At 43.4% G+C, this 23,609-nt stretch carries 23 protein-coding genes and 2 pseudogenes; 11 read left to right on the plus strand and 14 right to left on the minus strand.

Annotation, left to right across the window (positions count from 1 at the left end; all coding sequences use genetic code 11):
• The first annotated feature begins 17 nt into the window (after positions 1–17).
• Positions 18–1,487, plus strand: a complete 1,470-nt coding sequence (gene xylB / locus DP114_RS10550) for a xylulokinase (protein WP_171976056.1) — start codon at positions 18–20, stop codon at positions 1,485–1,487.
• Positions 1,488–1,604: 117 nt separating this feature from the next.
• On the opposite strand, the gene DP114_RS10555 is transcribed toward xylB, so the two are convergent.
• A complete protein-coding gene (locus DP114_RS10555; RefSeq protein WP_169263572.1) occupies positions 1,605–1,808 on the minus strand; it encodes a type II toxin-antitoxin system HicB family antitoxin in 204 nt (67 codons plus the stop codon).
• 248 nt (positions 1,809–2,056) lie between these two features.
• Between DP114_RS10555 and DP114_RS10560 the strand changes: the two genes are divergently transcribed.
• Entirely contained in the window at positions 2,057–2,500 is a 444-nt protein-coding gene (locus DP114_RS10560; RefSeq protein ID WP_169263571.1) for a DUF29 domain-containing protein, read from the plus strand.
• Between the two features lie 153 nt (positions 2,501–2,653).
• Here the strand turns inward: DP114_RS10560 and DP114_RS10565 are convergent, their stop codons facing one another.
• The 7 genes from DP114_RS10565 to DP114_RS10595 all read right to left on the minus strand — a co-directional run bounded on the left by DP114_RS10565 (position 2,654) and on the right by DP114_RS10595 (position 9,221).
• Positions 2,654–3,418, minus strand: a complete 765-nt coding sequence (locus DP114_RS10565; protein ID WP_169263570.1) for a RusA family crossover junction endodeoxyribonuclease — start codon at positions 3,416–3,418, stop codon at positions 2,654–2,656.
• A gap of 468 nt (positions 3,419–3,886) precedes the next feature.
• Positions 3,887–4,018 (minus strand): hypothetical protein, encoded by a 132-nt coding sequence (locus DP114_RS35735; RefSeq protein WP_256379359.1) that lies wholly within the window; start codon positions 4,016–4,018, stop codon positions 3,887–3,889.
• A gap of 116 nt (positions 4,019–4,134) precedes the next feature.
• Complete coding sequence (locus DP114_RS10575; protein ID WP_169263569.1) at positions 4,135–4,938, minus strand: SDR family NAD(P)-dependent oxidoreductase; 804 nt, start codon at positions 4,936–4,938, stop codon at positions 4,135–4,137.
• Between the two features lie 899 nt (positions 4,939–5,837).
• A complete protein-coding gene (locus DP114_RS10580; RefSeq protein ID WP_171976057.1) occupies positions 5,838–7,109 on the minus strand; it encodes an MFS transporter in 1,272 nt (423 codons plus the stop codon).
• Positions 7,072–7,533 carry a MarR family winged helix-turn-helix transcriptional regulator gene (locus DP114_RS10585; protein ID WP_169263567.1) on the minus strand — a complete coding sequence of 154 codons (462 nt, stop codon included), beginning with the start codon at positions 7,531–7,533 and terminating at the stop codon, positions 7,072–7,074. Before DP114_RS10585 ends, DP114_RS10580 begins: the two co-directional genes overlap by 38 nt.
• Positions 7,534–7,552: 19 nt before the next feature.
• Positions 7,553–8,407 carry an ABC transporter permease gene (locus DP114_RS10590; RefSeq protein ID WP_246163103.1) on the minus strand — a complete coding sequence of 285 codons (855 nt, stop codon included), beginning with the start codon at positions 8,405–8,407 and terminating at the stop codon, positions 7,553–7,555.
• Positions 8,364–9,221, minus strand: coding sequence for an ATP-binding cassette domain-containing protein (locus DP114_RS10595; RefSeq protein WP_171976058.1), 858 nt, complete (start codon positions 9,219–9,221; stop codon positions 8,364–8,366). Before DP114_RS10595 ends, DP114_RS10590 begins: the two co-directional genes overlap by 44 nt.
• A 128-nt stretch (positions 9,222–9,349) precedes the next feature.
• On the opposite strand from DP114_RS10595, the gene DP114_RS10600 reads away from it, so the two are divergent.
• From DP114_RS10600 to DP114_RS10615, 4 genes are all read left to right on the plus strand, one after another.
• Positions 9,350–9,670, plus strand: a complete 321-nt coding sequence (locus DP114_RS10600) for an ArsR/SmtB family transcription factor (protein ID WP_169263565.1) — start codon at positions 9,350–9,352, stop codon at positions 9,668–9,670.
• Between the two features lies 1 nt (position 9,671).
• Positions 9,672–10,106: an SRPBCC family protein gene (locus DP114_RS10605; RefSeq protein WP_169263564.1), complete on the plus strand. Its 435-nt coding sequence runs from the start codon at positions 9,672–9,674 to the stop codon at positions 10,104–10,106.
• A 103-nt stretch (positions 10,107–10,209) separates the two neighbouring features.
• Entirely contained in the window at positions 10,210–10,842 is a 633-nt protein-coding gene (gene clpP, locus DP114_RS10610) for an ATP-dependent Clp endopeptidase proteolytic subunit ClpP (protein WP_171976059.1), read from the plus strand.
• 267 nt (positions 10,843–11,109) lie between these two features.
• Complete coding sequence (locus DP114_RS10615; RefSeq protein WP_169263562.1) at positions 11,110–11,502, plus strand: nuclear transport factor 2 family protein; 393 nt, start codon at positions 11,110–11,112, stop codon at positions 11,500–11,502.
• A gap of 188 nt (positions 11,503–11,690) precedes the next feature.
• Here the strand turns inward: DP114_RS10615 and ssuD are convergent, their stop codons facing one another.
• Positions 11,691–12,851: an FMNH2-dependent alkanesulfonate monooxygenase gene (gene ssuD, locus DP114_RS10620; RefSeq protein WP_171976060.1), complete on the minus strand. Its 1,161-nt coding sequence runs from the start codon at positions 12,849–12,851 to the stop codon at positions 11,691–11,693.
• A 949-nt stretch (positions 12,852–13,800) separates the two neighbouring features.
• On the opposite strand from ssuD, the gene DP114_RS10625 reads away from it, so the two are divergent.
• A complete protein-coding gene (locus DP114_RS10625) occupies positions 13,801–15,915 on the plus strand; it encodes an FAD/NAD(P)-binding protein (protein WP_246163104.1) in 2,115 nt (704 codons plus the stop codon).
• 59 nt (positions 15,916–15,974) lie between these two features.
• Here DP114_RS10625 and DP114_RS10630 read toward each other — a convergent pair whose 3' ends face one another.
• Together DP114_RS10630 and DP114_RS10635 are read right to left on the minus strand one after the other, a co-directional pair.
• Positions 15,975–16,406 (minus strand): VOC family protein, encoded by a 432-nt coding sequence (locus DP114_RS10630; protein WP_169263559.1) that lies wholly within the window; start codon positions 16,404–16,406, stop codon positions 15,975–15,977.
• 78 nt (positions 16,407–16,484) lie between these two features.
• Positions 16,485–16,805, minus strand: a pseudogene (locus DP114_RS10635) (ABC transporter permease subunit); the annotation flags it as partial.
• Between the two features lie 261 nt (positions 16,806–17,066).
• On the opposite strand from DP114_RS10635, the pseudogene DP114_RS10640 reads away from it, so the two are divergent.
• Both DP114_RS10640 and DP114_RS10645 read left to right on the plus strand, forming a co-directional pair.
• Positions 17,067–18,103: pseudogene (locus DP114_RS10640) on the plus strand (NADP(H)-dependent aldo-keto reductase).
• A 123-nt stretch (positions 18,104–18,226) separates the two neighbouring features.
• A complete protein-coding gene (locus DP114_RS10645; protein WP_169263557.1) occupies positions 18,227–19,177 on the plus strand; it encodes a D-2-hydroxyacid dehydrogenase in 951 nt (316 codons plus the stop codon).
• Between the two features lie 252 nt (positions 19,178–19,429).
• Here the strand turns inward: DP114_RS10645 and DP114_RS10650 are convergent, their stop codons facing one another.
• Positions 19,430–20,212: a sulfite exporter TauE/SafE family protein gene (locus tag DP114_RS10650; protein WP_169263556.1), complete on the minus strand. Its 783-nt coding sequence runs from the start codon at positions 20,210–20,212 to the stop codon at positions 19,430–19,432.
• 8 nt (positions 20,213–20,220) lie between these two features.
• Entirely contained in the window at positions 20,221–20,373 is a 153-nt protein-coding gene (locus tag DP114_RS10655) for a hypothetical protein (RefSeq protein WP_171976062.1), read from the minus strand.
• A gap of 14 nt (positions 20,374–20,387) precedes the next feature.
• Between DP114_RS10655 and DP114_RS10660 the strand changes: the two genes are divergently transcribed.
• A complete protein-coding gene (locus DP114_RS10660) occupies positions 20,388–20,552 on the plus strand; it encodes a hypothetical protein (RefSeq protein WP_169263525.1) in 165 nt (54 codons plus the stop codon).
• A 162-nt stretch (positions 20,553–20,714) separates the two neighbouring features.
• Positions 20,715–21,782: an NADH:flavin oxidoreductase/NADH oxidase gene (locus DP114_RS10665; RefSeq protein WP_171976063.1), complete on the plus strand. Its 1,068-nt coding sequence runs from the start codon at positions 20,715–20,717 to the stop codon at positions 21,780–21,782.
• Between the two features lie 134 nt (positions 21,783–21,916).
• Here DP114_RS10665 and DP114_RS10670 read toward each other — a convergent pair whose 3' ends face one another.
• Positions 21,917–23,080 (minus strand): glycosyltransferase family 4 protein, encoded by a 1,164-nt coding sequence (locus DP114_RS10670; RefSeq protein ID WP_171976064.1) that lies wholly within the window; start codon positions 23,078–23,080, stop codon positions 21,917–21,919.
• Between the last annotated feature and the right edge of the window lie 529 nt (positions 23,081–23,609).

Genomic DNA, 23,609 nt, shown 5'->3' on the forward strand with positions numbered 1-23,609 from the left:
GAATTTGGGAGGGGGAATTGACTGACGTCGTTGTGGGCTTAGATCTGGGTACAGGAGGAGTGCGGGCGATCGCAGTAGACCTACTACAAGGGCAAGTTATCGCAAAAGAAACCAGAAGCTATCCCCTGTTAATCCCACAGCCCGGTTGGACGGAACAGAACCCATCAGATTGGGTCGAGGCGAGTCTGGATGCCCTGTTCGATGTTGCTCAACAGCTAGATGGACACCGAGCGATTGCTCTGGGTTTGTCAGGACAAATGCATGGTATGGTTCCTCTGGATGCAGAGGGTAAAGTCATTAGACCAGCAATTTTGTGGAATGATCAGCGCACTGGTAAAGCCGTTGATGCGATTGAAGCCACCATTCCCCCTCAGGAGTTGATCCAGCGTACTGGAAATCCGGCGATTACAGGATTTCAGCTTCCCAAGCTTGTGTGGTTGCGGACTGAAGAACCACAAGCATATGCTCGGCTTTGGCAGATTCTTTTACCAAAAGATTATTTAGGATATGTGCTAACTGGTGAGTCAGTGACAGAACCATCCGATGCGTCCGGTGTTGGGTGTCTGAATCTGGCGACTCGGCAATGGGATACGGATATTCTCAATGCTCTCAATCTCAACCCAGCGTTGTTTCCCCCAGTAATCGAGTCTACGGCGATCGCCGGACGGCTAAAATCAGAAATAGCCACCCGCGTGGGACTACCAGCCGGATTACCTGTGGTTGCAGGCGGAGGCGACAATGCAGCAGCGGCGATCGGTCTGGGTATCTCATCAAGCAACCTGAACCGGGGCAGTCTGAGTATTGGCACGTCGGGAGTTATCTTTGCACCGTGCCAGCGCCCAATTCCCGATCCAGAAGGTCGGGTGCATTTGTTCTGTCATGTGGATGGTGGCTATCATCAGCTGGGAGTGACGCTGGGGGCTGGTGGTTCTCTGCGTTGGTATCGGGATACGTTTGCACCGAATGTTCCCTATACTGATCTGATGGATATGGCAGAGCGATCATTGCCCGGTGCTCGTGGTGTTCTATTTCTGCCCCATCTTTCAGGAGAGCGTAGTCCCCATCTCGATCCAGATACTCGCGGTGCTTGGGTGAATCTGTCATTGGCTCATACGCAGCCAGATATTATTCGTGCTGTTCTTGAGGGCGTGGCATTTAGCTTGCGGGAAGCATTGGAAGTTATCAGCGCGATCGCTCCCGTTCATCAACTCTTGGCAACAGGTGGAGGTGCGCGATCCAACATCTGGTTACGAATTTTAGCAGATATTTTGCAAACAGAACTCATTGCTCCCAAAGCTGAAGAAGGAGCAGCTTACGGAGCAGCGATTTTGGCAATGGTGGGGGTTGGTGCATACCCCAATTTAGAAGCTGCATTTAAGATTCTGCCGCAGGATGCGAGTGTGGTACAGCCGCAAGTAAATGCTGTGTATGAAGCAGGTTTTAAGCGATATAAGTTATTGTACGATGCCCTTAAAGCCGTTCGTTGACAAAACACCATCGCCTACAATACTTCAACATCAAAATTAGAGTAAATCTTCCTCAGTTAGCTGGGCTATTTTCATCAAAGCTCTCAAGGTTCCGACTTTCAAATCTTGATTTCGATTTCATATAGCAATTTCGACAACTTGATCTGTTGACTCAATTGCATAATGACTGTTAGCAACATCGAGCCAACCTTCAATAGCGTCCTTTAAATTAGCCATCACCTCCTCCATCGTATCTCCTTCAGTAATACAACCGGGAAGTGCGGGAACCTCTGCCCAATAGCCCCCTTCTTCTGCTGGATGAATGATTGTTTTGATTTTCATACACCTATCGAGTTACTTATTGGGGCTATGCTAACAATCATAGTTGTTTGCTCTCAACAGGGGTTGCTTAAATCAATAAGGATTTTACATTTTGGAATCCGAAAGCGGTTCTAAATTGGAAAAGAAGTCTGGATAAGGGTTTGGCGGTTTTAAAGCCAAAATTAGTCTAAACTCCAGTTGGTGGTTTGCATCTAGAAATTTGTAATTGTGTATGATGAAATTATGGAATGTAGGTATAAGCTAAAAATATGACAATTACTACCAACTTAAAAAAGCTCTATGAAACTGATAATAGTTTATGGCTAGAAGAAACTATTAAGTTATTAAAACAAAAACTATTTAACCAACTTGATTTAGAAAATTTAATTGAGGAATTAATTAGTTTGGGGAAAAGAGATTTAGCTAAAGCAAAAAGTCTTTTAAGGCAAATTATTATTCATATATTATTACTCCAATATTGGCATGTAGAATATGAAAGAAACTATCGTCATTGGCTTGGAGAAATTAAAACATTTAGATATGACTTAAATAATCATTTAACCACGAATTTAATGAATAAATTACAGGATGACTTAGAGAATATTTATCAAAGTGCGGTTGATTTTGTGCAAGTGAAAACCGATTTAATGATTTTTCCAGAAAAATGTCTTTACACTCTTGCACAATTATTGGATGATAATTATTTGCCTTAAATATATCAGTCTTATCTGATTTTTGTGAAATGGGAGCAGTACCAAGAGATGACCGCACTGTAAATCTATGCTGTAATTTGGCGATCGCTTTCTGTAAGAATCCATGCTGGAAGGGCGATCGCGCAGCGTCAAGCCTCCGGCTTATCGCGCTTGTTATGTGCCACCACGAGCTTCTCGCATCAATCTTAATATTGCTAAGAACGTTAAGCCGTTGTTGCGACAAAGTTCCTTAAAACTGGAAACTGAATAAATATTAGAAGAAGGAAACTCATTTAACCTAGTGCGATGAAAATCCCAAGGTGATAAAACCAAATAGTTGTCAACGTTTCCACCGATAAATCTGATACTTTTTGCAGCAGTTCTCTGTCTTTGCCTACTCTTCACAAGCAATAATGCCCCCAAAAGCTGCTTGTGGTCAGTAGGTTCGACATTAACCGGCAAGCAAATGGCGTTAGCATATTGAATAAATATCAGGTTTGATTTCTCCAGACAATTATCATTGTTGAATGAGATTTTAATTTTTAGCAAATTATCTTCGACCAACTCATTGTGTGATAGCCAATATGTGTATAGTGCTCTGATTTGAGCATCATCAATTAAAACTCCATTTGGACCAATTAAAGAATCCAGAATGGGTTTTGTAATGTTATCAATATCACCAACCTTATCTGTCTCCTGTCTCTCAACAGCATGTAGATACCAAGTAAAGTCTACATTGACACAACCAGATATTATCCATTTGAACTTTGATAATTCGCCCTGACTTAAATTGCATATTTGCTCTCTATAGGCTCTTTTCGACTGAACACTTACGATTTTTTTAAATGCCAAATTGATGTGAATGGCACTATCTGTAATTTCTTCAATTAAGTATTGTGTGTCGTAGCTACAGTTTTCGGTTTGTGTCGAGATTTTCATTTACACATAATTACGTTATTACACTGAAACTTTCCATCTGACTATCTTGTACAGGTTATTTATACAGAATTTTTATACAGAACACCCTTGGTACAGATATTATACAGAAACTCTCTATATAACTATCTCGTTACAGGGTATTTATAGCGGTTCTCGTTTGCATGAAGTACATTTTTCAACCTCACCCCCCAACCCCTCTCCTTAGTAAGGAGAGGGGAGCGTTTGCGTCAGCAAATGCGGGGTGAGGTGACGACTGTATTGCACCGAAGTGAGAACCGCTATATATAACAATTTTCCGTATATCATCCCTACACCTGGGTATTACCTAAAATCACAGGAATTTCGAGTCAAGAGAATTGCTTGATTCACTGGCGCGATTGCGCGAGGCGCAGTGCCAAAGGCAATCGCAGCAATTTTTAAATCCATCGTGCCAAGTCTGGGATATCACTCCTTCAAAGGCAACTAGTACTAAATTTTAGCAAGAATCGCTTGGGCAGCTGCTTCATCAGTAAAATGCATAACCACTTCGTAGCGACCTGCACGCCCACAGTGGGACATATTCCCAGTAATTGAAACAATCTTATGCTGGGGTTGGTTCATTCTTTGTCAACAGAGTACAGCGATCAACTCGACTAGAAGTGCTCTGACATTACCCTGCATACAGAAAGCTGCGACCGACTATACACCTCCAACCGCAAACCTCTTGTCTCTATTTTCTATTGCCCGCCAGTAATCTCCAAGTTAAACCCGGTAATATAACTTGCTTCCTCGCTCATCAGAAACGCTACCCCATTCGCCACCTCCTCAAGACTTCCCAAACGCCGCATTGGCACTGAATCGATCATCTGTTGCTCAACCACCTTGGGATTGGCATCAAAGTACTGTGATCCTACTGCTGCCTGCAATTCTGTTTGCCGCGTCCACATAAAACCGGGACCGATGAGCGCAGGAGACAGTGAATTCACCCGGATGCCGTAGGGAGCCAAATCTTTCGCTGCTGTCTGAGTCATTCCAATCACCGCGAATTTTGAAGCGCCATATGCCAGCATATTTGGCGGACTAACTACCCCTGCATAACTTGCGGTGTTGACGATCGCACCTCCACCTGCATCACGTAAATGCTGGGCAGCCGCCTTGAGAACGTGAAAAACGCCGACTACGTTAATGTTAATGACCTTTTGAAAATCGTCCTCGGGATATTCGTCCGTTTTGGCAAACACTCCTTGATAGCCAGCGTTGTTAAAAACATAGTGGATTTGCCCAAGCTGCTGAACAGCACCACTAAAAGCTTTGGCAACATCATCAGCAGCCGTAACATCACAAGAAAACGTAGCGACTGGAACGTTGTACTCTTTTAGTTCCTCAGCCACATCTGCCATCTTCGCTTCATTCAAATCCAGTAGGACTACACCTGCGCCATTAGCGGCAAAACGGTGTGCAGTTGCCTTGCCAATATCTCCCGCACCGCCTGTAATCAGGATGGTTTTGCCTGCAAACTGATAGGTTGCTTTCGCCGTCATAGTTTCAACCTTTTATTGAAGAATTATTGCAAATGCCCGTCATTGAAGTGGGATTGCTATGATTCTATTATTGAGGTTTTGCCCAAAAAAAGAGCATAAAATAAAAAATTTATTTCGTTCGATTTTTTACTTTATAAGGAGTCATGCGATGCGTATCCCCCGCTTCGCTAAAGTGTTGGCAGTATTCCTGGCTGGAGTCATGCTGGTGCAACTGCTACATGCTTGTTCACCGCGCTAGCAAACCGCACAGAAAACTAGAATCGCGCTCGCCACTGTTAACAACGGTGACATGGTTGTCATGCAGGGGCGACATCTATGATTTATTTTGCCTGGAGCGTCCGGTTAATTCTCATTTACTGATTCGCGGCACTCACAATCGACGAGTCAACGACGATGCAAAATACTTGCATTCGGCAATACAACAAATACAACCGCGCACTCGCCTACATTAATGTTTCTGTTCGATAGACATCTACTTCTCCATGTCAACTCCTCCTACTGGACTCTTCCTTTACAACCCTACTCCCGCCTACTTTCGGTGAAATGTTAAGAAAGATCCGGGTAATGGATAGCTTTTAAGAGGATGTCTGAGAAGTTCTAAATAGTTGAAAATTAAGCTTGAGTAACGGTTGCGCGTCGCCCAACCGTACATCTTGTTGTGGGCGATTGCCTACGGCAGAGCTAAGCGCCAAAGGCGCACGCTGCGCGTTCGCTTTTAGCGTGCGCTTACGCTTACGCTTAACGCCTGCAAAATACGTGAAGGCTGATAACTAGCAACTTGGGTTAGTAATAGCATGGGTAATAATTGCGACGTTTTGCCCATGAAAAAAGTATAAACTGAGTATTTTACCTCACAAGCTTGTAGGTTAGTTTAAACAACATTGAAACGCTAAAACTAACTACTCATACTCATGCAACGCCCCCAACTTCCGAATCCCTGGCCAAATCGCAGCCACCGCCATCACCACGACAATCGTCCCAATTCCACCGCCAACCACAGAAATCACTGGACCAAACAAAGCAGCAGTCAAACCTGATTCAAAACCTCCCAACTCATTCGAGGCGCTGATAAACACATTATTGATGGCAGCCACTCGACCGCGTAAATAGTCAGGTGTCCGAATCTGAACTAAAGTATGGCGAATGACAACGCTAATACTGTCAAGTGCGCCACTCAATGCCAACATCAGCAGTGACAGCCAAAACAAACGAGACAACCCAAAAATTATTGTGACCACACCAAAACCTACCACAGACCACAGTAAAGCTGGTCCTGCTTTGCGTAAAGGTGGCAGATGCGCTAGAAGTACCGCCATAATTAGTGCGCCAATCGAATGTGCTGCCTCTAGATACCCCAACTCCATTGGACCGACATGCAAGATATCCTTGGCAAAGATGGGTAGTAGTGCAACTGCACCTCCCAACAAGACGGCAAACATATCTAGAGTAATTGCTGCTAAAATTACCTGATTCTGCCACACAAACTCAGCACCAGCAGCTAGTGTTTTTAATGATATTGGTTCCTTGGAGAGGGCTGTCTTTTTTTCTCTAATGAGCACTATTAAAGCAAAACACAAAAGTGATGCGATGGCCGCCAATACATATACCCCTGTGGCACTTCCCAAAGCTGCAATCCCAAATCCTCCCAAACTTGGTCCAATAACTGTTGCTAGCTGAAAGCTAGTACTATTCCAAGTGGCAGCATTAGTAAAAGCACTTGTTGGTATTAAATGCCACATAAGCGCATCGCTGGCAGGCTTCAAGAACGCCCTAGCTACACCTGTAAAAAACAAGCAAGTATAAACTAAAACTATTGCGCCTTTACTATAGGAAACAACCGCCAAAGCTAGCGAGCAAAGGACTAGCAGCATGATTGAGAGTAGGGTAGTGTGTTTGCGAGCACGGCGATCTGCTACGTGTCCGGCAACCAAAGTTAAGGCAATCATCGGCACGACTTGCGCCAGCCCAACTCCACCTAACGCCAGCGCTGAACCAGTACGCTCGTAGAGTTCCCAGCCAATTGCCACAGTCTGCATTTGTGAACCCGTGAACAGGAGTACGCGCCCAATCGTAAATAATCGATAATCTCGAAACCTCAAGGCTGCAAAGGGATCGTGTTTTACAGCCTCAGTCTTAAGGAGCTTTTTTAACTTCGGATCGGTCGAAGACATGTTTAAGTAGAGTCAACCCTTCTTCAATGTGTGCAATTTCCTCTGCTGTCAGACCTTCTAACAAGTCTGCAATATGAGCGCGAGTTTGGGCGAGGGTTTGCTCAAGATGGTGCTTGCCCTCATCCGTGAGATTGAGAACCACCCGCCGTCGCTCTTGGGGATGGTCGCTGCGTTCAATAAAATGACGTTGTACTAGGCGTTCTGTCGTTGTGGATGCAGTAGCACAAGTGACACCTAAATGTTCCGCAACTTCCGAAACAGAGGTTCCAGGATTGCGTTTGATAAATAGCATCGCCCGTAATTGCGGTATAGATAGAGACGCGACACTGTTCTCACGCATATCCGCTCGGATAAACCGCATCACCAATGGAATCGTATCCATGACTTTAACGGCACATTCTTCAGAGGGTTTACCGAGCTTCATGGGATTGTTTTTCTCCTGATTACATCGCTACCCGTGGATAGAGTCGTCCACAGATAATTGTTAAGCCTATCAATGTTAGCAAGAGAATTGTACAATCCAGACCAAATCCATAGAGACTGGAACCATTTACTAGCATTGTACCCCGTAAAGCATCAACTTGATAAGTTAAGGGATTGATACTGGAAAGAATATGCAACCATCCTGGCATTAGTGATAAGGGATAGATGGCGTTACTGGCAAAAAACAACGGCATAGTTATTAATTGTCCAATTCCTGTAAATCTTTCTCGACTTTTTACCAGACAACCAATGATGAGTGAAAAAACACAAAAACAACCCGCCCCTAAAAGCACAATTACGAGTACTTGGAGTAAAGCCAAAGGATTTAGATTAACATTGACACCTAACAATAGCGTTAATCCGTAAATAATGACTATTTGTGGTAAGCACCGTACTCCACAACCGACGGCTTTACCCAACACCATCGCCGCACGGGGTATGGGACTAGCGAGCAATTTCTGCACAATTCCTAAATCTCGCTCCCAAATGAGTGTCATTCCACCAGTGAAAATTGCCACAAACAGCACACTCTGAGCTAAGATACCGGGAGCCATAAAGTCTAAATAAGATAAATTCCCTGTAGGAATAGCCCGAGTTCGGGTGAAAACTTGCCCAAAGACTAAAAGCCATAATGCAGGCTGTACACCTCGGATGAGCAAATCGCTTGGATCGTGGCGGAGTTTGCGGACTTCTAGTTCAGCTAAGACAAGAGTTTTGGTAACTAATTGTGAGAGCGCATAGATAAAACTTTCTCGCCGATTAAGTCGTGGTTCAACCCAACCGTCGAGCATTACGTCTGGTTTTTGCTGTGTCACGATAACTAACTCCTGACGCTAATTCGTCCCCTGTATACTGAATAAAAACATCATCCAAGGTGGCGTTTGGTTTACCTAAAGCAGCTTTCAAATCGCTGGGTGTGCCAGTCGCAATTACTTTGCCCCGATTCATAATTGCTACCCGGTTACACAAACTATCAGCTTCTTCTAAAAAATGGGTAGTTAAAAATATGGTTGTGCCATAATCTGCACGAAGTTCTTCCATAAGATTCCATACCTGGCTGCGAGCAACGGGATCGAGTCCGACTGTTGGCTCATCGAGAAACATAATCTGCGGTCGATGCAGGATGGATTGGGCAATTTCTAGCTTGCGAATCATGCCACCAGAGTAATTTCTCACCAAGCGATCGCTTGCTTCTTCCAAACCCATAAACGCCAGCACGTCACGAATACGCTCTCTACGTTGTTTAGAGGGAATGTCGTACAATTTGGCAAAGATTAAAAGATTTTCATAGCCTGTAAGACTGCCATCAGCAGAAAGAGCTTGGGGTACATAGCCGATGACTCTTCTGACAGCACCTTGCTGATGAGTGACATCATAGCCAGCTATAGTTGCCCGTCCAGCGCTTGGCGGTAGCAGCGTTGTCAACATCTTAATGACTGTACTTTTACCTGCCCCATTTGGACCAAGCAAGCCAAATACTTCTCCAGATGTAACAGAGATATTCAGGGCATCAACAGCGGTGAACTTGTCAAAGCGCCGCGTGAGTTCCTGAGTTTCCAATATGACCGCAGGGTTCGGAAAGTTAACAGGCATTTCCAAGCGATCGGTTCTTCCCGTCAGTTTCGTCACAAGTAGGATGCACTTCCTTAGTGGTATATTTAGGTTATCTAATTATTAGTTTCTCATTTATTATGTGGAAGTCAAGAGCTAGTTTTTTTTGGTTGACATGCAACCAATTCGTTGCATAAAATGATAATATGGATGCAGTGTTCAAAGCGCTTGCCGATCCGAGCCGCAGGAAATTACTCGACCAGTTGTACAGCCACAACGGTCAAACATTAAGTGAACTGTGCGAACACCTAGAGATGACGCGGCAAGCCGTTACCAAACATCTAGCGTTGTTGGAGGCAGCGAATCTGGTTGTCACAGAGTGGCGTGGACGAGAAAAACTGCATTACCTCAATCCAGCCCCGATTCAAGACATTTACGATCGATGGATTCGTAAGTATGAACGTCAGCAATTAGAAGCATTAAGTGAATTAAAGCGAAACCTGGAAGCAAACACCAAGGAGCCATAACATGGATCAGCAAAAGTTCGTTTATGTAACCTACATTGCCACAACCCTTGAAAAACTTTGGGAGGCATTGACCGGCGAAGCATTCACCCAGCAATATTGGGGCGGCAGGCGAATTCAATCTGATTGGCAGGTTGGCTCACCCGTGCAGCATGTTAAGGAAGATGGCGAGTCTGAGTGGGAAGGCGAAGTATTGCAATCTGAACCACCTCATCGGCTTTCCTATACCTTCCAGTCGCCTGGCTTCAACGAAGAACGTCCGTCACGTGTGTTGTTCGAGTTAGAGCAAAACGGCTCAACAGTAAAGTTAACGCTGACTCACGATCGTCTCGATGCACAAGCTTACATGAGCATTAGCCGAGGCTGGAGCGCGACTTTGTCTAGTCTCAAGCGCCTGCTCTTGACAGGCGATGTACTAGCCTTGGCTGCCTGCAAGTAATGGAATCGCTAATGGGTCATTAGAGTTTTAATCATTCTCGATTCCCGATTCCCAATCCCTAATCCCAATTCCCAACCTTTGATTCTGATCTGGAGAAACTTGCATGATTCCTACCGTCATTGAACAATCGGGTCGGGGCGAGAGAGCCTTCGACATTTATTCTCGCTTGCTGCGTGAGCGGATTATTTTTCTGGCAGAAACGGTTGAGTCTGAAATGGCTAACCGAATTGTGGCGCAAATGCTGTTTCTGGAAGCCGAAGACCCAGAAAAGGACATTTACCTGTATATCAATTCTCCAGGTGGTTCTGTGCTGGCAGGTCTGGGCATTTATGACACAATGAATCACATTCGTCCGGATGTTTGCACAATTTGCTATGGCATGGCAGCCAGTATGGGCGCATTTCTACTCGGTGCAGGTGCTAAAGGCAAACGCAGCAGTTTGCCCAGTTCGCGGATTATGATTCATCAACCCTCTGGTGGCGTGCAGGGACAGGCAGTAGATATTGAGATTCAAGCGAAGGAAATTCTGTACTTGAAGCGGCAGATTAACCAGCGTATGGCTAACTACACGGGACAACCATTGGAGCGAATAGAACAAGATACTGAACGGGATTTCTTTATGTCCGGACAGGAAGCAGTAACGTATGGCTTGATTGATCAGGTGATCGATCGCCCTACTCTACCCATTCACCCCGAACTGACGTTTCCAACCCAAGCGATCGCATCGCCGACATAGTACTTTTTGGGTTGGTTTGTATGGTCAGTTATGGGTGTGTGCGATGGAGTTTTGGACGGATTTAGCCCTTGATTTGATGCGACTAAAGCCCAACAAACTGACCTATTTTCACTTATGGTTTACGGGTTTACATGCTATGGCTCTTTGTAGCCGTGATTAAGGTTATCCGTAGTTAACCACGTTGCGTAGCGGCTGCGGTTGAACTTAATTTTATGCAGCCTATGATCTGTTAGTTTGTATTAGATTACACTCAAAAGGACTTAGCCAATGCCGTCCGTCTCTGAACAGCAAATTATTGATGTCGAAGAGCGACTACGATTAGCCATGCTCTCTTCAGATGTCGAAGCACTGGATGAACTAATTTCAGCCGATGTCATCTTCACCAGTCACCTCGGTCAGGTCGTCAGCAAGCAGGACGATCTGGCGTTTCATCGAGCTGGCGTATTCAAGTTCCAAACGATCAAACCATCAGAAAGAAAAATAAAGTTTATTGAGGGGCTTGCGATCGTCTCAGTTCGTGTGCAGCTAACCGGCATCTTTGGTGAGTCACCGTTCACAGATGACCTCCGATACACCCGCATCTGGTGTCGTCGCTCCTCCGGCACTTGGCAAATTGTCGCTGGACACAGTAGCGCTGTGCAGGAGAAGAGCTTCTTCTAAATTGCTAGTAGATCACGACAAAAATAATCCGCCAGCCTTCATGGTTGACTAATCAATGAACACGGCGACTCGAAGGGCTTGTTGCAAAGCGACACGCTGCGCGTTTAAAGTAGCGTCTCACCAATAGAGGTAGGCGATCGCTAAAATATGAGCAATTTTGTCAAAGTCTCCTGCTAATAATCTTTCAGTTAATCTACGGTAGCTGCTGTTTTTTCTTGGACTTGTTGTTTCGGGAATTCTCGATTGGCAATTATCTCACCAAACGGACTCATCAGCTGTGGTTCTACAACAGGTCTATTTTCTAAAGGCAGACGAGGAAAGAGTAATTCGGCGACGCGATATGCTTCCTCTAAATGGGGATAACCAGAAAAGATGAAAGTCTCAATCCCCAAATCTGCATACTCCAATATTCTTTGGGCAACGGTATCAGGATCGCCTACCAAAGCAGTCCCAGCACCACCGCGCACTAAACCAATTCCTGCCCACAAATTTGGGCTAATTTCCAAAGCTTCCCGACTACCTTGATGCAATTCTTGCATTCGGCGTTGCCCTTCCGAATCCATGCGGGCGTATGCTTTTTGAGTTTTGGCGATTGCCTCTTCATCTACATAGCGAATTAAATCATTTGCCGCATCCCAAGCTTGAGTTTCGGTTTCCCGCACAATGACGTGTAGGCGAATGCCAAAGCGAAGTGTTCTGCCTTGCGCTTCTGCCAGCCGACGAACTGCGGCAATTTTTTCACCAACCTGTGCTGGTGGTTCACCCCAAGTCAAGTACACATCTACGTGCTTGGCGGCAATATCTTGAGCAATGGGTGAAGAACCGCCAAACCACAGAGGAGGATAAGGTTTCTGCACAGATGGAAAAAGTAACTTGCCATCTTGGATGTTGAGATAATCACCTTGGAAATTTGCAACTTCACTTGCTGCTATCTGCCGCCACACTGTTAAAAATTCGTCTGTTAGTTTGTAGCGATCGTCATGGGAAAGGTGCAAACCATCTCCCGCCAACTCTGTAGGATCGCCCCCTGTAACCACGTTAATCAACAAGCGCCCACCAGAAATGCGATCAAACGTCGCAGCCATCCGCGCTGCTACTCCTGGTGACATCAACCCCGGACGAATTGCCACCAAAAACCGCATTTTTGTAGTATGCGTTACCAGCGCTGATGCCAAAACCCAAGCATCTTCACAAGAACGCCCTGTAGGTAATAAAGCACCTGTAAAGCCCAAGTGATCTACTGCTTGAGCAATTTGCCGCCAATAATCAAAATTTACTGCCCGCCCGCCTATAGCAGTGCCGAGATAGCGTCCTTCTCCGTGTGTGGGAATAAACCAAAGTAGTTGCATAATCCCTATTTAATCTGGCTGCAAAATCGGATTGTGTTATCTTTACGGTAAGCTTATTTGTATACCGTAGTTTATCTGTTATCCTCAAATTATTGCACAGCTAAAGGAGTAAAGCAACACTTTTCACTCAAATAATACACTTGATTCATCTGCATATCGTATTTATTCCGTTCATGCAATATTCTTGAGTCTGGTTTAGACAAAGTTTGACGGATGTATATTAGCGACCAAAAGACTCTTATAAGTTATCTATATCAGTCCTAAATAATAAGAGGGTGAAACTCTGTGTTTCCTCCTCCTTTGTGACGGACATATTCCAAGGACGGGGGGGAATACCTACACAGAAGTGTCCTCTTCTGGAGCGCCTCTGTGATAGCCTGCGGCAAGCCATTTCGTGTCTACGTTTATCAAAAGTGTTTTTGATTTTTACATATAAAATTGCTGGCTATATGTCAGAAAAATTTGATAATTAGATAGGTATTTTTTCTATTCTGGAGGAGTTTATCAAGGATTATTTTAAAACCACGATATTTACATCGGATTTGTCGAAATTAAGCTATATAAAACCCCAAAAGGCTTATATAGTATCAGTTCTTTTTGGTCTCATATTGTCTAAAGTGGCGAAATCAAAAACTCAAATTTAATTCCCTGTTTTTCACATGTAGAAGTGGAGTTTAAATTAATTTCATATGTTTTTTGCAAAACAGATACACAAAACTGTTTATCTGTTATAAATTTGTAGATATACAGCAACCAGCATAGTTCATATATGTGACTAGCTTGTTTGATGTTTATATGCCCAAACTGTAGAAGTTGATTTTGCTGACACTTATTAAAGAAAAATAAACATCTCTAAACTATACTGAGTTTGAATAAATCAGAAATGGTTGCACTCAGCAACAGAAATTCTGTCAATAAATAAGTCTTACATCCTATGAATAACTGTATTATGAACTCAACTATTTCTCCTTCTACGATCGCTATCATTGGTGGCGGCTTAAGTGGTTCTCTGGTGGCAGCAAATATAATGCTAAAAGCAACCATGCCACTGTTCATTAAGTTAATTGAACGCAATCAAGAAGTAGGCAGAGGAGTTGCTTACGGTACGCCAGTTGAATGTCATTTGCTTAACGTTCCGGCAGGTAAAATGAGCGCGTTTCCTGATGAACCAAATCACTTTTTGAACTGGTTGCATAGAAACGGACATGAAGAGGTGAAGGCGTCCACCTTCGTTCCACGTAAGGTTTATGGGGATTATGTGCAGGCGACTTTGAGCGAAGCAGAGGCAAGCGCTCCAGCTTATGTAATGTTAGAGCGAATTGTCGATGAAGCAATCGCCATTGAAAATAAAAGCGATAATGTCATCGTCAAACTGAGTCGCGGTGAGTCTTTGTACGTTCAAAAGGCTGTGCTGGCGTTGGGTAATTTCCCTGCATCTCTACCAAAACCAGTTGCGTGTGTGGAAAACCACAATAATAATATTAGAGATGCTTGGTCGAGTCAGGCGATTGCCGATTTAAACCCAGAAGATTCTATTCTATTGATTGGAAGCGGGCTGACGATGGTAGATGCAGTTGTTGCCTTGCACGCCAAAGGATTTCATGGAAAAATCCATGCTGTTTCTCGTCATGGATTGAAGCCGTGTAGTCACAAATCAACAATTCCTTATCCCACATTTATTGATTTAGAGACTGCACCAAAAACTGCACGAGAACTCCTGCATTTAGTACGTCAGCAAGTGCGAACAGCGGATGATCATGGACTTGACTGGCGGGCAGTCATCGATGCACTTCGTCCAGTTACTCAAGAAATTTGGCAAACACTCCCCTTAAAAGAACAAAAAAGATTTCTACGCCACCTCAAGGCTTATTGGGAAGTTCACCGCCACCTAATTGCCCCAGAAATTGCTGATGTGCTGGATGCTGCGGAGGAATCTGGTCAATTAAGCTACTATGCAGGACGGATTCAAACTTGTCAGGAGTTTGATAATAAATTAACTGTGACTATTAGGGAACGAGAAACACAGGCAAAGATTGTTTTACAGGTTAACCGAATTATCAACTGCACAGGCTCAAACTGTAATTATCGCTCTTTACAGCATCCATTACTCGCCAGCCTTCAAGAACAACGCCTGATTCGTCCTAATGTTCTATCAATAGGAATTGACACTGCTGTCAACGGTGCGCTGCTGGATGCAGATGGGAATGCTTCTGAACTACTGTATACACTAGGGACACCGCGCAAGGGAAATCTTTGGGAAACTACTGCTGTGCCGGAAATTCGTGTTCAAGCCGCGAATTTGGCACAAGATTTACTGAAATCTCTCAATCCTATAGCTTATGCTGTTGTTGAAAATTGGTTTGCTCCAAAACCAGCCATGCTATTTCGTCAACTGTTTGATAAAGAGTCGAGTACCTACACATATTTGATTGCCGATCCACAAACTAAAGAAGCTATTCTCGTAGATCCTGTATCAGAGCAAGTTGAACGTGACATTCAAATATTACGAGAATTGGGCTTAACCCTGCGCTACTGTCTGGAAACTCACATCCATGCTGATCACATCACTGCAACAAGACAACTTAAGGGTATAACAGGCTGTCTAAGTATCATGCCTGAGAATGCCCAGACGACTTGTGCAGACAGCTATATTGCCGATGGAAAGATGCTACATATAGGCAATGTACAAATTCAGGCGATCGCGACTCCTGGACACACCGACAGTCATATGGCTTACCTGGTTAATAATACTCACTTGTTAACGGGAGATGCGCTATTCATCCGGGGCTGCGGTCGTACCGACTTCCAAAGCGGTGATGCTGGATTGCTGTATGACGCTGTTACCCAGAAGCTATTCACCTTACCAGATGATACCTTGGTATATCCCGCTCACGACTACCAGGGACAAACAGTGTCTACGATTGGTGAAGAAAAGCGCTGGAATCCCCGATTTGCTGGACACAGCCGTAGCCAGTTCATGATGTTAATGAATAACCTGAACCTGCCCTATCCTAAAAAAATGTCAGAAGCTGTACCTGCAAATCAACATGGTGGCAAAGTTTGAGTTGCATTGGACTACCCGATATAAACTACCACTACCTGTGCGCCCCACGTTAGGTTGGGTTAAACCTCGGTTGCTGAACACTCTTGCAAATCTTCCATTTCCAAGGCGACTGATAGATTTCTGTATGCCTTTACTTCGATCACATTTCCACTGGGATCACTTAATAGCATCTTCGCTTGCTCTGCGTCGGTACCCACAAAAGAAACATTTGGCTTTACCTTGAACTGAACCCTCATTTTATCAAGACGATTTGCAAGAGCCTCCCAATCACTCCACGCCAAAACCGCGCCGAAGTGACGCACGCCATGCTTTGTCATCGCTAACACTTCAGAGGGTTGTTCGTGCAAAGTAATCTGAGCTTCAAAGAGAAATACATCAATCCACTTATCACGGACACGACCGATCTTGGCCCCGAAGGTGTTGACATAAAAGTTCTTAGATTCTTCGAGGTTTCGGACGGGAAAGGCAAGATGAAAGATTGGGTGGAACATCACGAGATTTCTTTTTGATTAAAGGGCTTGGGGCTTATGAACTACCACATACCTTTAAATTACTGTAAATCGATATATCTAAGATCTAGAATAATTGGGATTCCATTGCAACCAGTAATTTTCCAAGGCTCTGGCGATAACATCTGCTAATTTACCGAACAAAGCGTATAGCAAAATGCTCAATACAACAACATCTGTTTGCATAAATTCTCTGGCGTTCATTGCCATGTAACCAATACCAGAATCAGCGGCTATTGTCTCAGCAACAATCAGTGTCAACCACATGATACCTAAAGAAAAACGGACACCCACCAAAATAGAGGACAATGCCCCAGGAAGAATAATTCGCCAAAATAAACCCCAGGTACTTAAACCATAGACTTTTCCCATCTCAATTACACAACTGATACAGTCATTTCCAGGCATATCTGTATTGACGGTGCGATACGCGGAGCGTAAAGCCTCCGGCTTATCGCCCCTTTGGGGCGGCGTATCGCCGTAACGATAATTAAGCAACTCGGTAAAATTGGTCATAATTTTTTGTTAGTAATAAAAGACGGAGATCCCCTACAACTGTTACAAAGTCAAGGATCTTGTTCTAACCAAATTATACTTTTACGAAATTGCTGATAAAGTAATCAAGATAATTAATTCAAGAATATGAAGTACAACCAACTTGGCGAGAGTGACCTCAAGGTTTCTGAAATTTGTCTGGGAACCATGACTTATGGACAGCAGAATACCATTGAGGAAGCGCATCAACAGTTAGATTATGCTATTGCTCAAGGGATAAATTTTATTGATACTGCGGAGATGTATCCAGTACCGCCTCGTGGCGAAACTCAAGGAAAAACGGAAGCTTACATTGGCGAATGGTTGAAAAAACAGCAGCGGAATCAACTCATCATTGCCACAAAAATTGCAGGTCCCGGTCGTCCAAATGGCTGCGGGGAGGAAATCTTCAAATTAACCACAACAACATTAAGCAAGCGGTCGATGATAGTCTGAAACGATTACAAACAGATTATATAGATTTGTACCAAATTCACTGGCCAGAACGCTATGTTCCCACCTTTGGACAGACAGAGTACAAACCTGATTTTGAACGTGAAACTGTGAGTATTGCTGAACAATTACAAGCATTTGCAGATGTCATCAAAGCAGGTAAAATTCGCTATCTGGGCTTGAGTAATGAGACACCTTGGGGTGTTAGTGAGTTTGTTCATGTTGCCAAACAGCTAGGATTACCCAAAGTGATCTCCATTCAAAACGCTTACAACTTGCTTAATCGTGTATTTGATTCAGCTTTAGCAGAAGTTTATCGTTATACCAATGTTGGCTTACTAGCTTATAGTCCTTTGGGATTTGGTTTGTTATCTGGGAAGTACACAGACGATAAAAAACCAGAAAATACACGACTGTCTCTATTTCAAGGTTTTGGACAACGCTATCTCAAACAAAATGTAAATGACGCTGTGGTGGCTTATGTATCAATTGCCAGAAAATATAATTTGCAGCCTACACAATTAGCTTTGGCTTTCGTGCGGAGTCGGTGGTTTGTGAGTAGCACAATTATTGGTGCGACGTCTTTACAACAACTACAAGAAAATATTAACAGTGTGAATGTAATTCTCAACCAAGACATTTTAGCAGAGTTAGATGCAGTTCATACACATTATCCCAATCCAGCCCCATAATTTATTTAGTATAGAATAGCACGGGGCGTAGGGCGCTTAAGCGATCGCAGCGGCAACTGATACAGAACTTTCGGCTGAATTAGACTGCTAATATAGTTTTGCGTAGGGCTATTAACAGTTATCATGAAACTAATTATACCGATAGAAGTTGCTGATAAACTTGAGCCGCATCTACCTAGCGATACAACATTTGTCCGGGCAGATATTGATGGCAATCTGGACGGTGATGCTACAGATGCCGAAGTCTACTTCAGTTGGCTTTATTATCTTAAACCCACAACTTTGCATAAAGTTTTAGAATCTGCACCTCAATTGCGTTGGCATCATGCACCGAATGCGGGTGTCAATAATATCCTGACACCAAAATATTTAGAACGTGACATCATCCTGACTAACGGTGCAGGAGTTCATGCTGTTCCCATTGCCGAATTTGTCATTGCTTATATGTTGTCTTATGCCAAGCAATTGCTAAAATTACACAAGCTACAAACTCAACAGCAATGGCAAAGGGATTTTCAAATTGAAGAACTGCAAGATAAGACATTATTAATTATTGGTACAGGGGGAATTGGGCAAGAAATTGCTGCCCGTGCCAAAGCTTTTGGGATGCGGATTTTTGGAAGCCGTCGTCACCCGCAACCATTACCAAATTTCGACAAAGTAGTGGGTACAAATGAGTGGAAAGCACTCCTAAACGAAGCAGAATACGTAGTTATTGCTACACCTCTGACAAAGGAAACCGAGAGCATGATTAATGCAGAAGTACTGCGATCAATGCGTCCCGATGCTTATTTGATAAATATTGCTCGTGGCAAAATTGTGGATGAACCTGCACTGTTAAAAGCGTTGCAGGAAAATTGGATTGCAGGTGCAGCTTTAGATGCGGTGTTTACGGAACCACTGCCGCCAGAAAGTCCATTTTGGACGTTACCGAATGTTTTTATTACACCCCACTGTTCCAGTCATTCACCCAAAGTTAAAGAGCGTTCGCTTGCACTTTTCCTCGATAATTTAACACGCTATCGCCACGGAAAGCCCCTACGAAATGTCGTAGATAAAAATGCTGGTTACTAATAATGACTATCTACAATTCCATTGGCAAAGTCTATTCTAATTCGCGTCTTCCTGATTAGAGAATTATAAATTCTCTAATTAATTTACTCAACCTACCAAAGAAAAGTATTATTGCTGATATTGGTGCTGGAACAGGAGGTTATAGTCGAGCGATCGCTGTTGGCTTACCATCCATCAATGCGAATGCTACCAGTATGACAGCAGGATGGTTAGGATGCGGTTTCCCGACTTCTTATAAAAGTCGGGAATCTTCTAGCCGACGTTTGTTTGAGGCGCTTTTTGCTCTTGTTTATAGAATGTTACGAAGGCAAGAATAGTTATTGCTGTCAGATAGATACGTTTCAACCAGGCGTTACTTAATCTGAGTGTAATACGCGCTCCAATAATTCCACCAAAGAACATAGCGATACCAAGAATAAAGCCTAGTTTGTAATCCACAATTCCCTGCATCATGAAAATTATGGTAGCAACAAGTGAGGAAAATATATTGATGAGTTTAGTGGTAGCTATTGCCTGGACAAATGTCATGCGAAATAGCATTATGTAGGCTGCTGTCAGCAGTGTTACATAGCCGCCACTGAAAAAGCCACCATAGATACCAAATATGAAGGTAGCCGCATATCCCGTTATTTCTGCTACTCGTGAAGGCACTCCCTCTATTGGCACTATTCCCGCATCTCGGTTAAATATTGAAAACACGGCAACTGCAATCATTGAGATAGAGATAATAAACGGTATTGATTTTGACGGAACAATAAAAACAAGTAATGCTCCCAAAATTGAACCGAAAAGCGTTAGTGATATTAGTAGTGGTAAGCGACGACGATCAATCACTCCTTTCCCAAGAAAAGGCAATGTGCCACCAACGCTCATCAAGGTTAATGCCAGCATATTAGTAGCAAGAGCAGTGCGCGGATCAATACCAACCTGAAACATTATAGGTACGGTAATCAGGGAAGTACTACCAGTAATGACGCTGATAATGCTTGCTATCAAGAAAACTCCAATCAGAATAAATATTTGGATAACAGTCATAAAAAGTATCACTCGTCACAAGCAATTATCCCCTGAATTGTTACTATTAAACGATTAATAGTCATAAACTTAATCGAATTACCGTTGTTTGCTGGCACAAGTGCGGCTAGAACACCAAACAGAGTGTCCCGCGTCTGTCTAAAGCCCAAATCTACAATCAACGATCTAAAATCCTATGTTTCACGCTACCATTCTTGAACCCTTAGAAGCAGACCAATGGTTTGTGGATAGTGTTGACTTACGAGAGTTTGTTGTCACTGCTAAAGAAATACGCGATAAGCCTTTATGCTTTAAGCACAGCTTATCGCACCACACACAATCCTGCCCTAACCCTCACTGAACTCCCTAATTGTTGACTTCCAAGCAAGCGATTCTATGGGAGAATCCAGGGCAACAGTCCTGCAGTTAGATGACACTTAAACTTTTGATAAGACAACATGAATTTTCAGGAGCAATCTGTTTTCGCACACAAGACTCAATTTAGTGAGATTTCACCCTTACCATGACAGATTTATTTACACCCCTAACAATTGGCGCAGTGACTTTTCGCAACCGCATCGCAGTTTCGCCAATGTGTCAATATTCCAGTACAGATGGTTATGCTAATGATTGGCATCTGATTCATCTGGCAAGTCGTGCTGTTGGTGGTGCAGGTTTAGTTTTCACTGAAGCAGCAGCCATCGAACCAAGAGGACGAATCAGTCCCCAAGATTTGGGTATCTGGTTGGATGAGCATATTGAGCCATTGGCAAAAATTGTTAGGGCAATTCATAACTTTGGGGCGATTGCAGGTATTCAACTTGCTCATGCTGGTAGGAAAGCCAGTACTGCACCACCTTGGGAAGGAGGAGAAGTTTTAAACACATCCAATGGTGGTTGGCATCCTGTACTTTCTAGTAGTGCTATTCCTTTTAGCGAAAACCACCCTATTCCGGAAGCATTAAACATAGAAGGCATCCAACAGATTATAAATGACTTCGTACAAGCGGCTCAACGTTCACAAGAAGCTGGATTTAAAGTCATTGAAATCCATGCGGCTCATGGTTATCTCTTACACCAATTTCTCTCGCCTCTAAGTAACAAACGCAACGATGAATATGGCGGTAGTTTTGAAAATCGCACTCGTTTGCTAAGAGAAGTCGTTCAAGCGGTGCGAGAAATCTTACCATCAGATTATCCCTTGTGGGTAAGAATTTCTGCAACAGATTGGGTAGAAAATGGCTGGGATATAGAGCAGAGTATCGCCTTAGCAGAGAAACTGAATTCATTAGGTGTGGATTTAATTGATACTTCTAGCGGTGGTTCTGTACCCAACGCCAAAATTCCCTTTGGCCCTGGTTATCAAACTGAGTTTGCTACGAGAATCCGCCACGAGGCAAACATCCTCACAGGTGCTGTCGGTTTAATTACATCTCCAGAACAGGCGGATCAGATTATTCGTACAGGTCAGGCAGATATTGTTTTAATAGGACGAGAGATGCTACGCAATCCTTACTGGGCATTATCTGCTGCCAAAAAACTGCGACAGGAAAAATTTTCACCTGTTCAGTACGAGCGGGCTTGGCTTTAATCGTGTCGTATCATATGATTTGGGCTTGCGTCGATGCGTCGTAGTGATTCGATATTTTACCCAGAAAAACTCTGTGTTTCAAAAACACATATAGCGCTCTATGGCTGACGCCATAGAGCGAATCAGTAGAGGCGTCAGAGTCCTGTACTGAATCCTTGATGAGCGTGGTCTTCGATTAGTGGTACAGTCACAATCTCCCCACTAATCGCTTCTGACTCCTGAGTTCTGACTTGTTTTTCAACTTCAAACTGTTTAAGCTCTTTTGTGATGTAATTTACGTAGTGGTCACTATTATGCCGACTTAGAGCTAATTGATAACCACGTTCAGCTAAAGCATCAGCTTCTTGAGGGTTATTCAACAAATAGGTAATAGCTTGTTTTAAGCCTTCAACATCTTCTGGCTTAACCATCATTACCGCATTAGTTTCTGCTATATATTGATCGAGTCCAAGAGTGTGAGTGACTATCACAGGACGCCTACACGCCATTGCTTCCATCAATGCCTGTATTCCTGCACCACAATTACTTTCAAAGACACTGATTACAATAATATCTGCATCCCGATATAGCTGGACTAACTCCGGCCATTCATAAAATCGGCGTGACATATTTCGTGGTAATTTTTCCGGAAAAGCTCGTTTTAATAAAAGTGCATCGTTGGAGAAACCGCTGATTTTCACATCAATATCTAGATTTGCTGTTGCTGCTGCCAGAGTTCTGTAATCACGTTGTTCTAAACCAACACTAGCGATCATTGGACGCGACTTCTTCGCTGAAGCAGGCTTAGGTGCAAAAAATTTGAGATCGGTTTGCTCCCAAACAAAATGAACACGAGATGCAGGTAGATTCAGATAATCGCGTAAAAAAGTAACTTGGTGCTTGCTACAAGCTAAAAACAAATCGATCTTACTGGCCAAGTTAAATAACTTTAATGCTAAGCGTCCACGAGGTCGATCAATATTGTGAAAAAACACTGCAATTTTGGGGCGGTTGCGCTTAAATCCACAAAGTGTTGCTAACTGAATACCTCCAGCCTCACTATTGCAGAAGACTATGTCATCCGATTTCAGTCGAGATGATAAAGCACGTGCCATTGCCCAATACTCTGGTGAACCTGCTATTTTGGAAAGAAGTTTGTCTACAAAAGAGGCTTGATATCCGGATGGTGTATGAATGCTGGCATTGAGTCTTTGCTTTAAGCTCCACATTACATGCCTAGGACATTTATTGCTCTCAGCTTCGGTAGTAATCTTCTCAAGGTCAATAGATCTATGAAGTACAATGTGATATTTAGTCATAAATATTACAAAAAATATTGCTTTTCATGAAAGAAAAAGATTAAGCTAGGATAGATCTTCAACAAGGCTTTTTTAGCCAATCATCAGTAGCAGTTAAGTTCATTTTACCAGTAACATTACGTATCATATAAACAACTAGCTCCGTTTGTCTATCAGATTTTTTGGGATTTTATAAAGATTATTCAAAGTTATTGTTAGCGTTTGCGCTAGCCCCTAAGAGGGGCTAGCGGTTTCCTTTGGAACTCGCTTTGCAAAATGCCCAACCTAGATACTCGTTTTTGAAGTAAATTCTTAGATAGCTTTGAGTATTTTGCCACCTCATACCGTTTGACTTTAAAGTTAGAACAAACGCGGGTAAGTGGGGAAGTCGGGGGAGTCAAATATATCAGGATTTTTGTGAGAGGGTATCACAGAAGGCAGCTTTCCGGGGGAAGCTTCCCCCAAAAACGTACCGCCCGGATATAACCATTCCCTTCTAAATAAGGTTGACTAACTTTGAATAGGATATTTCCAAGGGTGATGAGACGGA

Origin of the sequence: Brasilonema sennae CENA114 (assembly GCF_006968745.1) — a bacterium.
Lineage (GTDB): Bacteria > Cyanobacteriota > Cyanobacteriia > Cyanobacteriales > Nostocaceae > Brasilonema > Brasilonema sennae.

What these genes read in the sequence shown, in the direction of transcription:
- DP114_RS10615 (WP_169263562.1), top strand. Translation starts at nt 11,110, where the DNA reads ATGCCGTCCGTCTCTGAACAGCAAATTATTGATGTCGAAGAGCGACTA.
- DP114_RS10660 (WP_169263525.1), top strand. Translation starts at nt 20,388, where the DNA reads ATGTTTCACGCTACCATTCTTGAACCCTTAGAAGCAGACCAATGGTTT.
- ssuD (WP_171976060.1), bottom strand. Translation starts at nt 12,851, where the DNA reads ATGCAACTACTTTGGTTTATTCCCACACACGGAGAAGGACGCTATCTC.
- DP114_RS35735 (WP_256379359.1), bottom strand. Translation starts at nt 4,018, where the DNA reads ATGAACCAACCCCAGCATAAGATTGTTTCAATTACTGGGAATATGTCC.
- DP114_RS10555 (WP_169263572.1), bottom strand. Translation starts at nt 1,808, where the DNA reads ATGAAAATCAAAACAATCATTCATCCAGCAGAAGAAGGGGGCTATTGG.
- DP114_RS10605 (WP_169263564.1), top strand. Translation starts at nt 9,672, where the DNA reads ATGGATCAGCAAAAGTTCGTTTATGTAACCTACATTGCCACAACCCTT.
- DP114_RS10670 (WP_171976064.1), bottom strand. Translation starts at nt 23,080, where the DNA reads ATGACTAAATATCACATTGTACTTCATAGATCTATTGACCTTGAGAAG.
- DP114_RS10650 (WP_169263556.1), bottom strand. Translation starts at nt 20,212, where the DNA reads ATGACTGTTATCCAAATATTTATTCTGATTGGAGTTTTCTTGATAGCA.
- DP114_RS10585 (WP_169263567.1), bottom strand. Translation starts at nt 7,533, where the DNA reads ATGAAGCTCGGTAAACCCTCTGAAGAATGTGCCGTTAAAGTCATGGAT.
- DP114_RS10665 (WP_171976063.1), top strand. Translation starts at nt 20,715, where the DNA reads ATGACAGATTTATTTACACCCCTAACAATTGGCGCAGTGACTTTTCGC.
- DP114_RS10645 (WP_169263557.1), top strand. Translation starts at nt 18,227, where the DNA reads ATGAAACTAATTATACCGATAGAAGTTGCTGATAAACTTGAGCCGCAT.
- DP114_RS10625 (WP_246163104.1), top strand. Translation starts at nt 13,801, where the DNA reads ATGAACTCAACTATTTCTCCTTCTACGATCGCTATCATTGGTGGCGGC.
- DP114_RS10600 (WP_169263565.1), top strand. Translation starts at nt 9,350, where the DNA reads ATGGATGCAGTGTTCAAAGCGCTTGCCGATCCGAGCCGCAGGAAATTA.
- DP114_RS10565 (WP_169263570.1), bottom strand. Translation starts at nt 3,418, where the DNA reads ATGAAAATCTCGACACAAACCGAAAACTGTAGCTACGACACACAATAC.
- DP114_RS10580 (WP_171976057.1), bottom strand. Translation starts at nt 7,109, where the DNA reads ATGTCTTCGACCGATCCGAAGTTAAAAAAGCTCCTTAAGACTGAGGCT.
- DP114_RS10575 (WP_169263569.1), bottom strand. Translation starts at nt 4,938, where the DNA reads ATGACGGCGAAAGCAACCTATCAGTTTGCAGGCAAAACCATCCTGATT.
- clpP (WP_171976059.1), top strand. Translation starts at nt 10,210, where the DNA reads ATGATTCCTACCGTCATTGAACAATCGGGTCGGGGCGAGAGAGCCTTC.
- DP114_RS10560 (WP_169263571.1), top strand. Translation starts at nt 2,057, where the DNA reads ATGACAATTACTACCAACTTAAAAAAGCTCTATGAAACTGATAATAGT.
- DP114_RS10630 (WP_169263559.1), bottom strand. Translation starts at nt 16,406, where the DNA reads ATGTTCCACCCAATCTTTCATCTTGCCTTTCCCGTCCGAAACCTCGAA.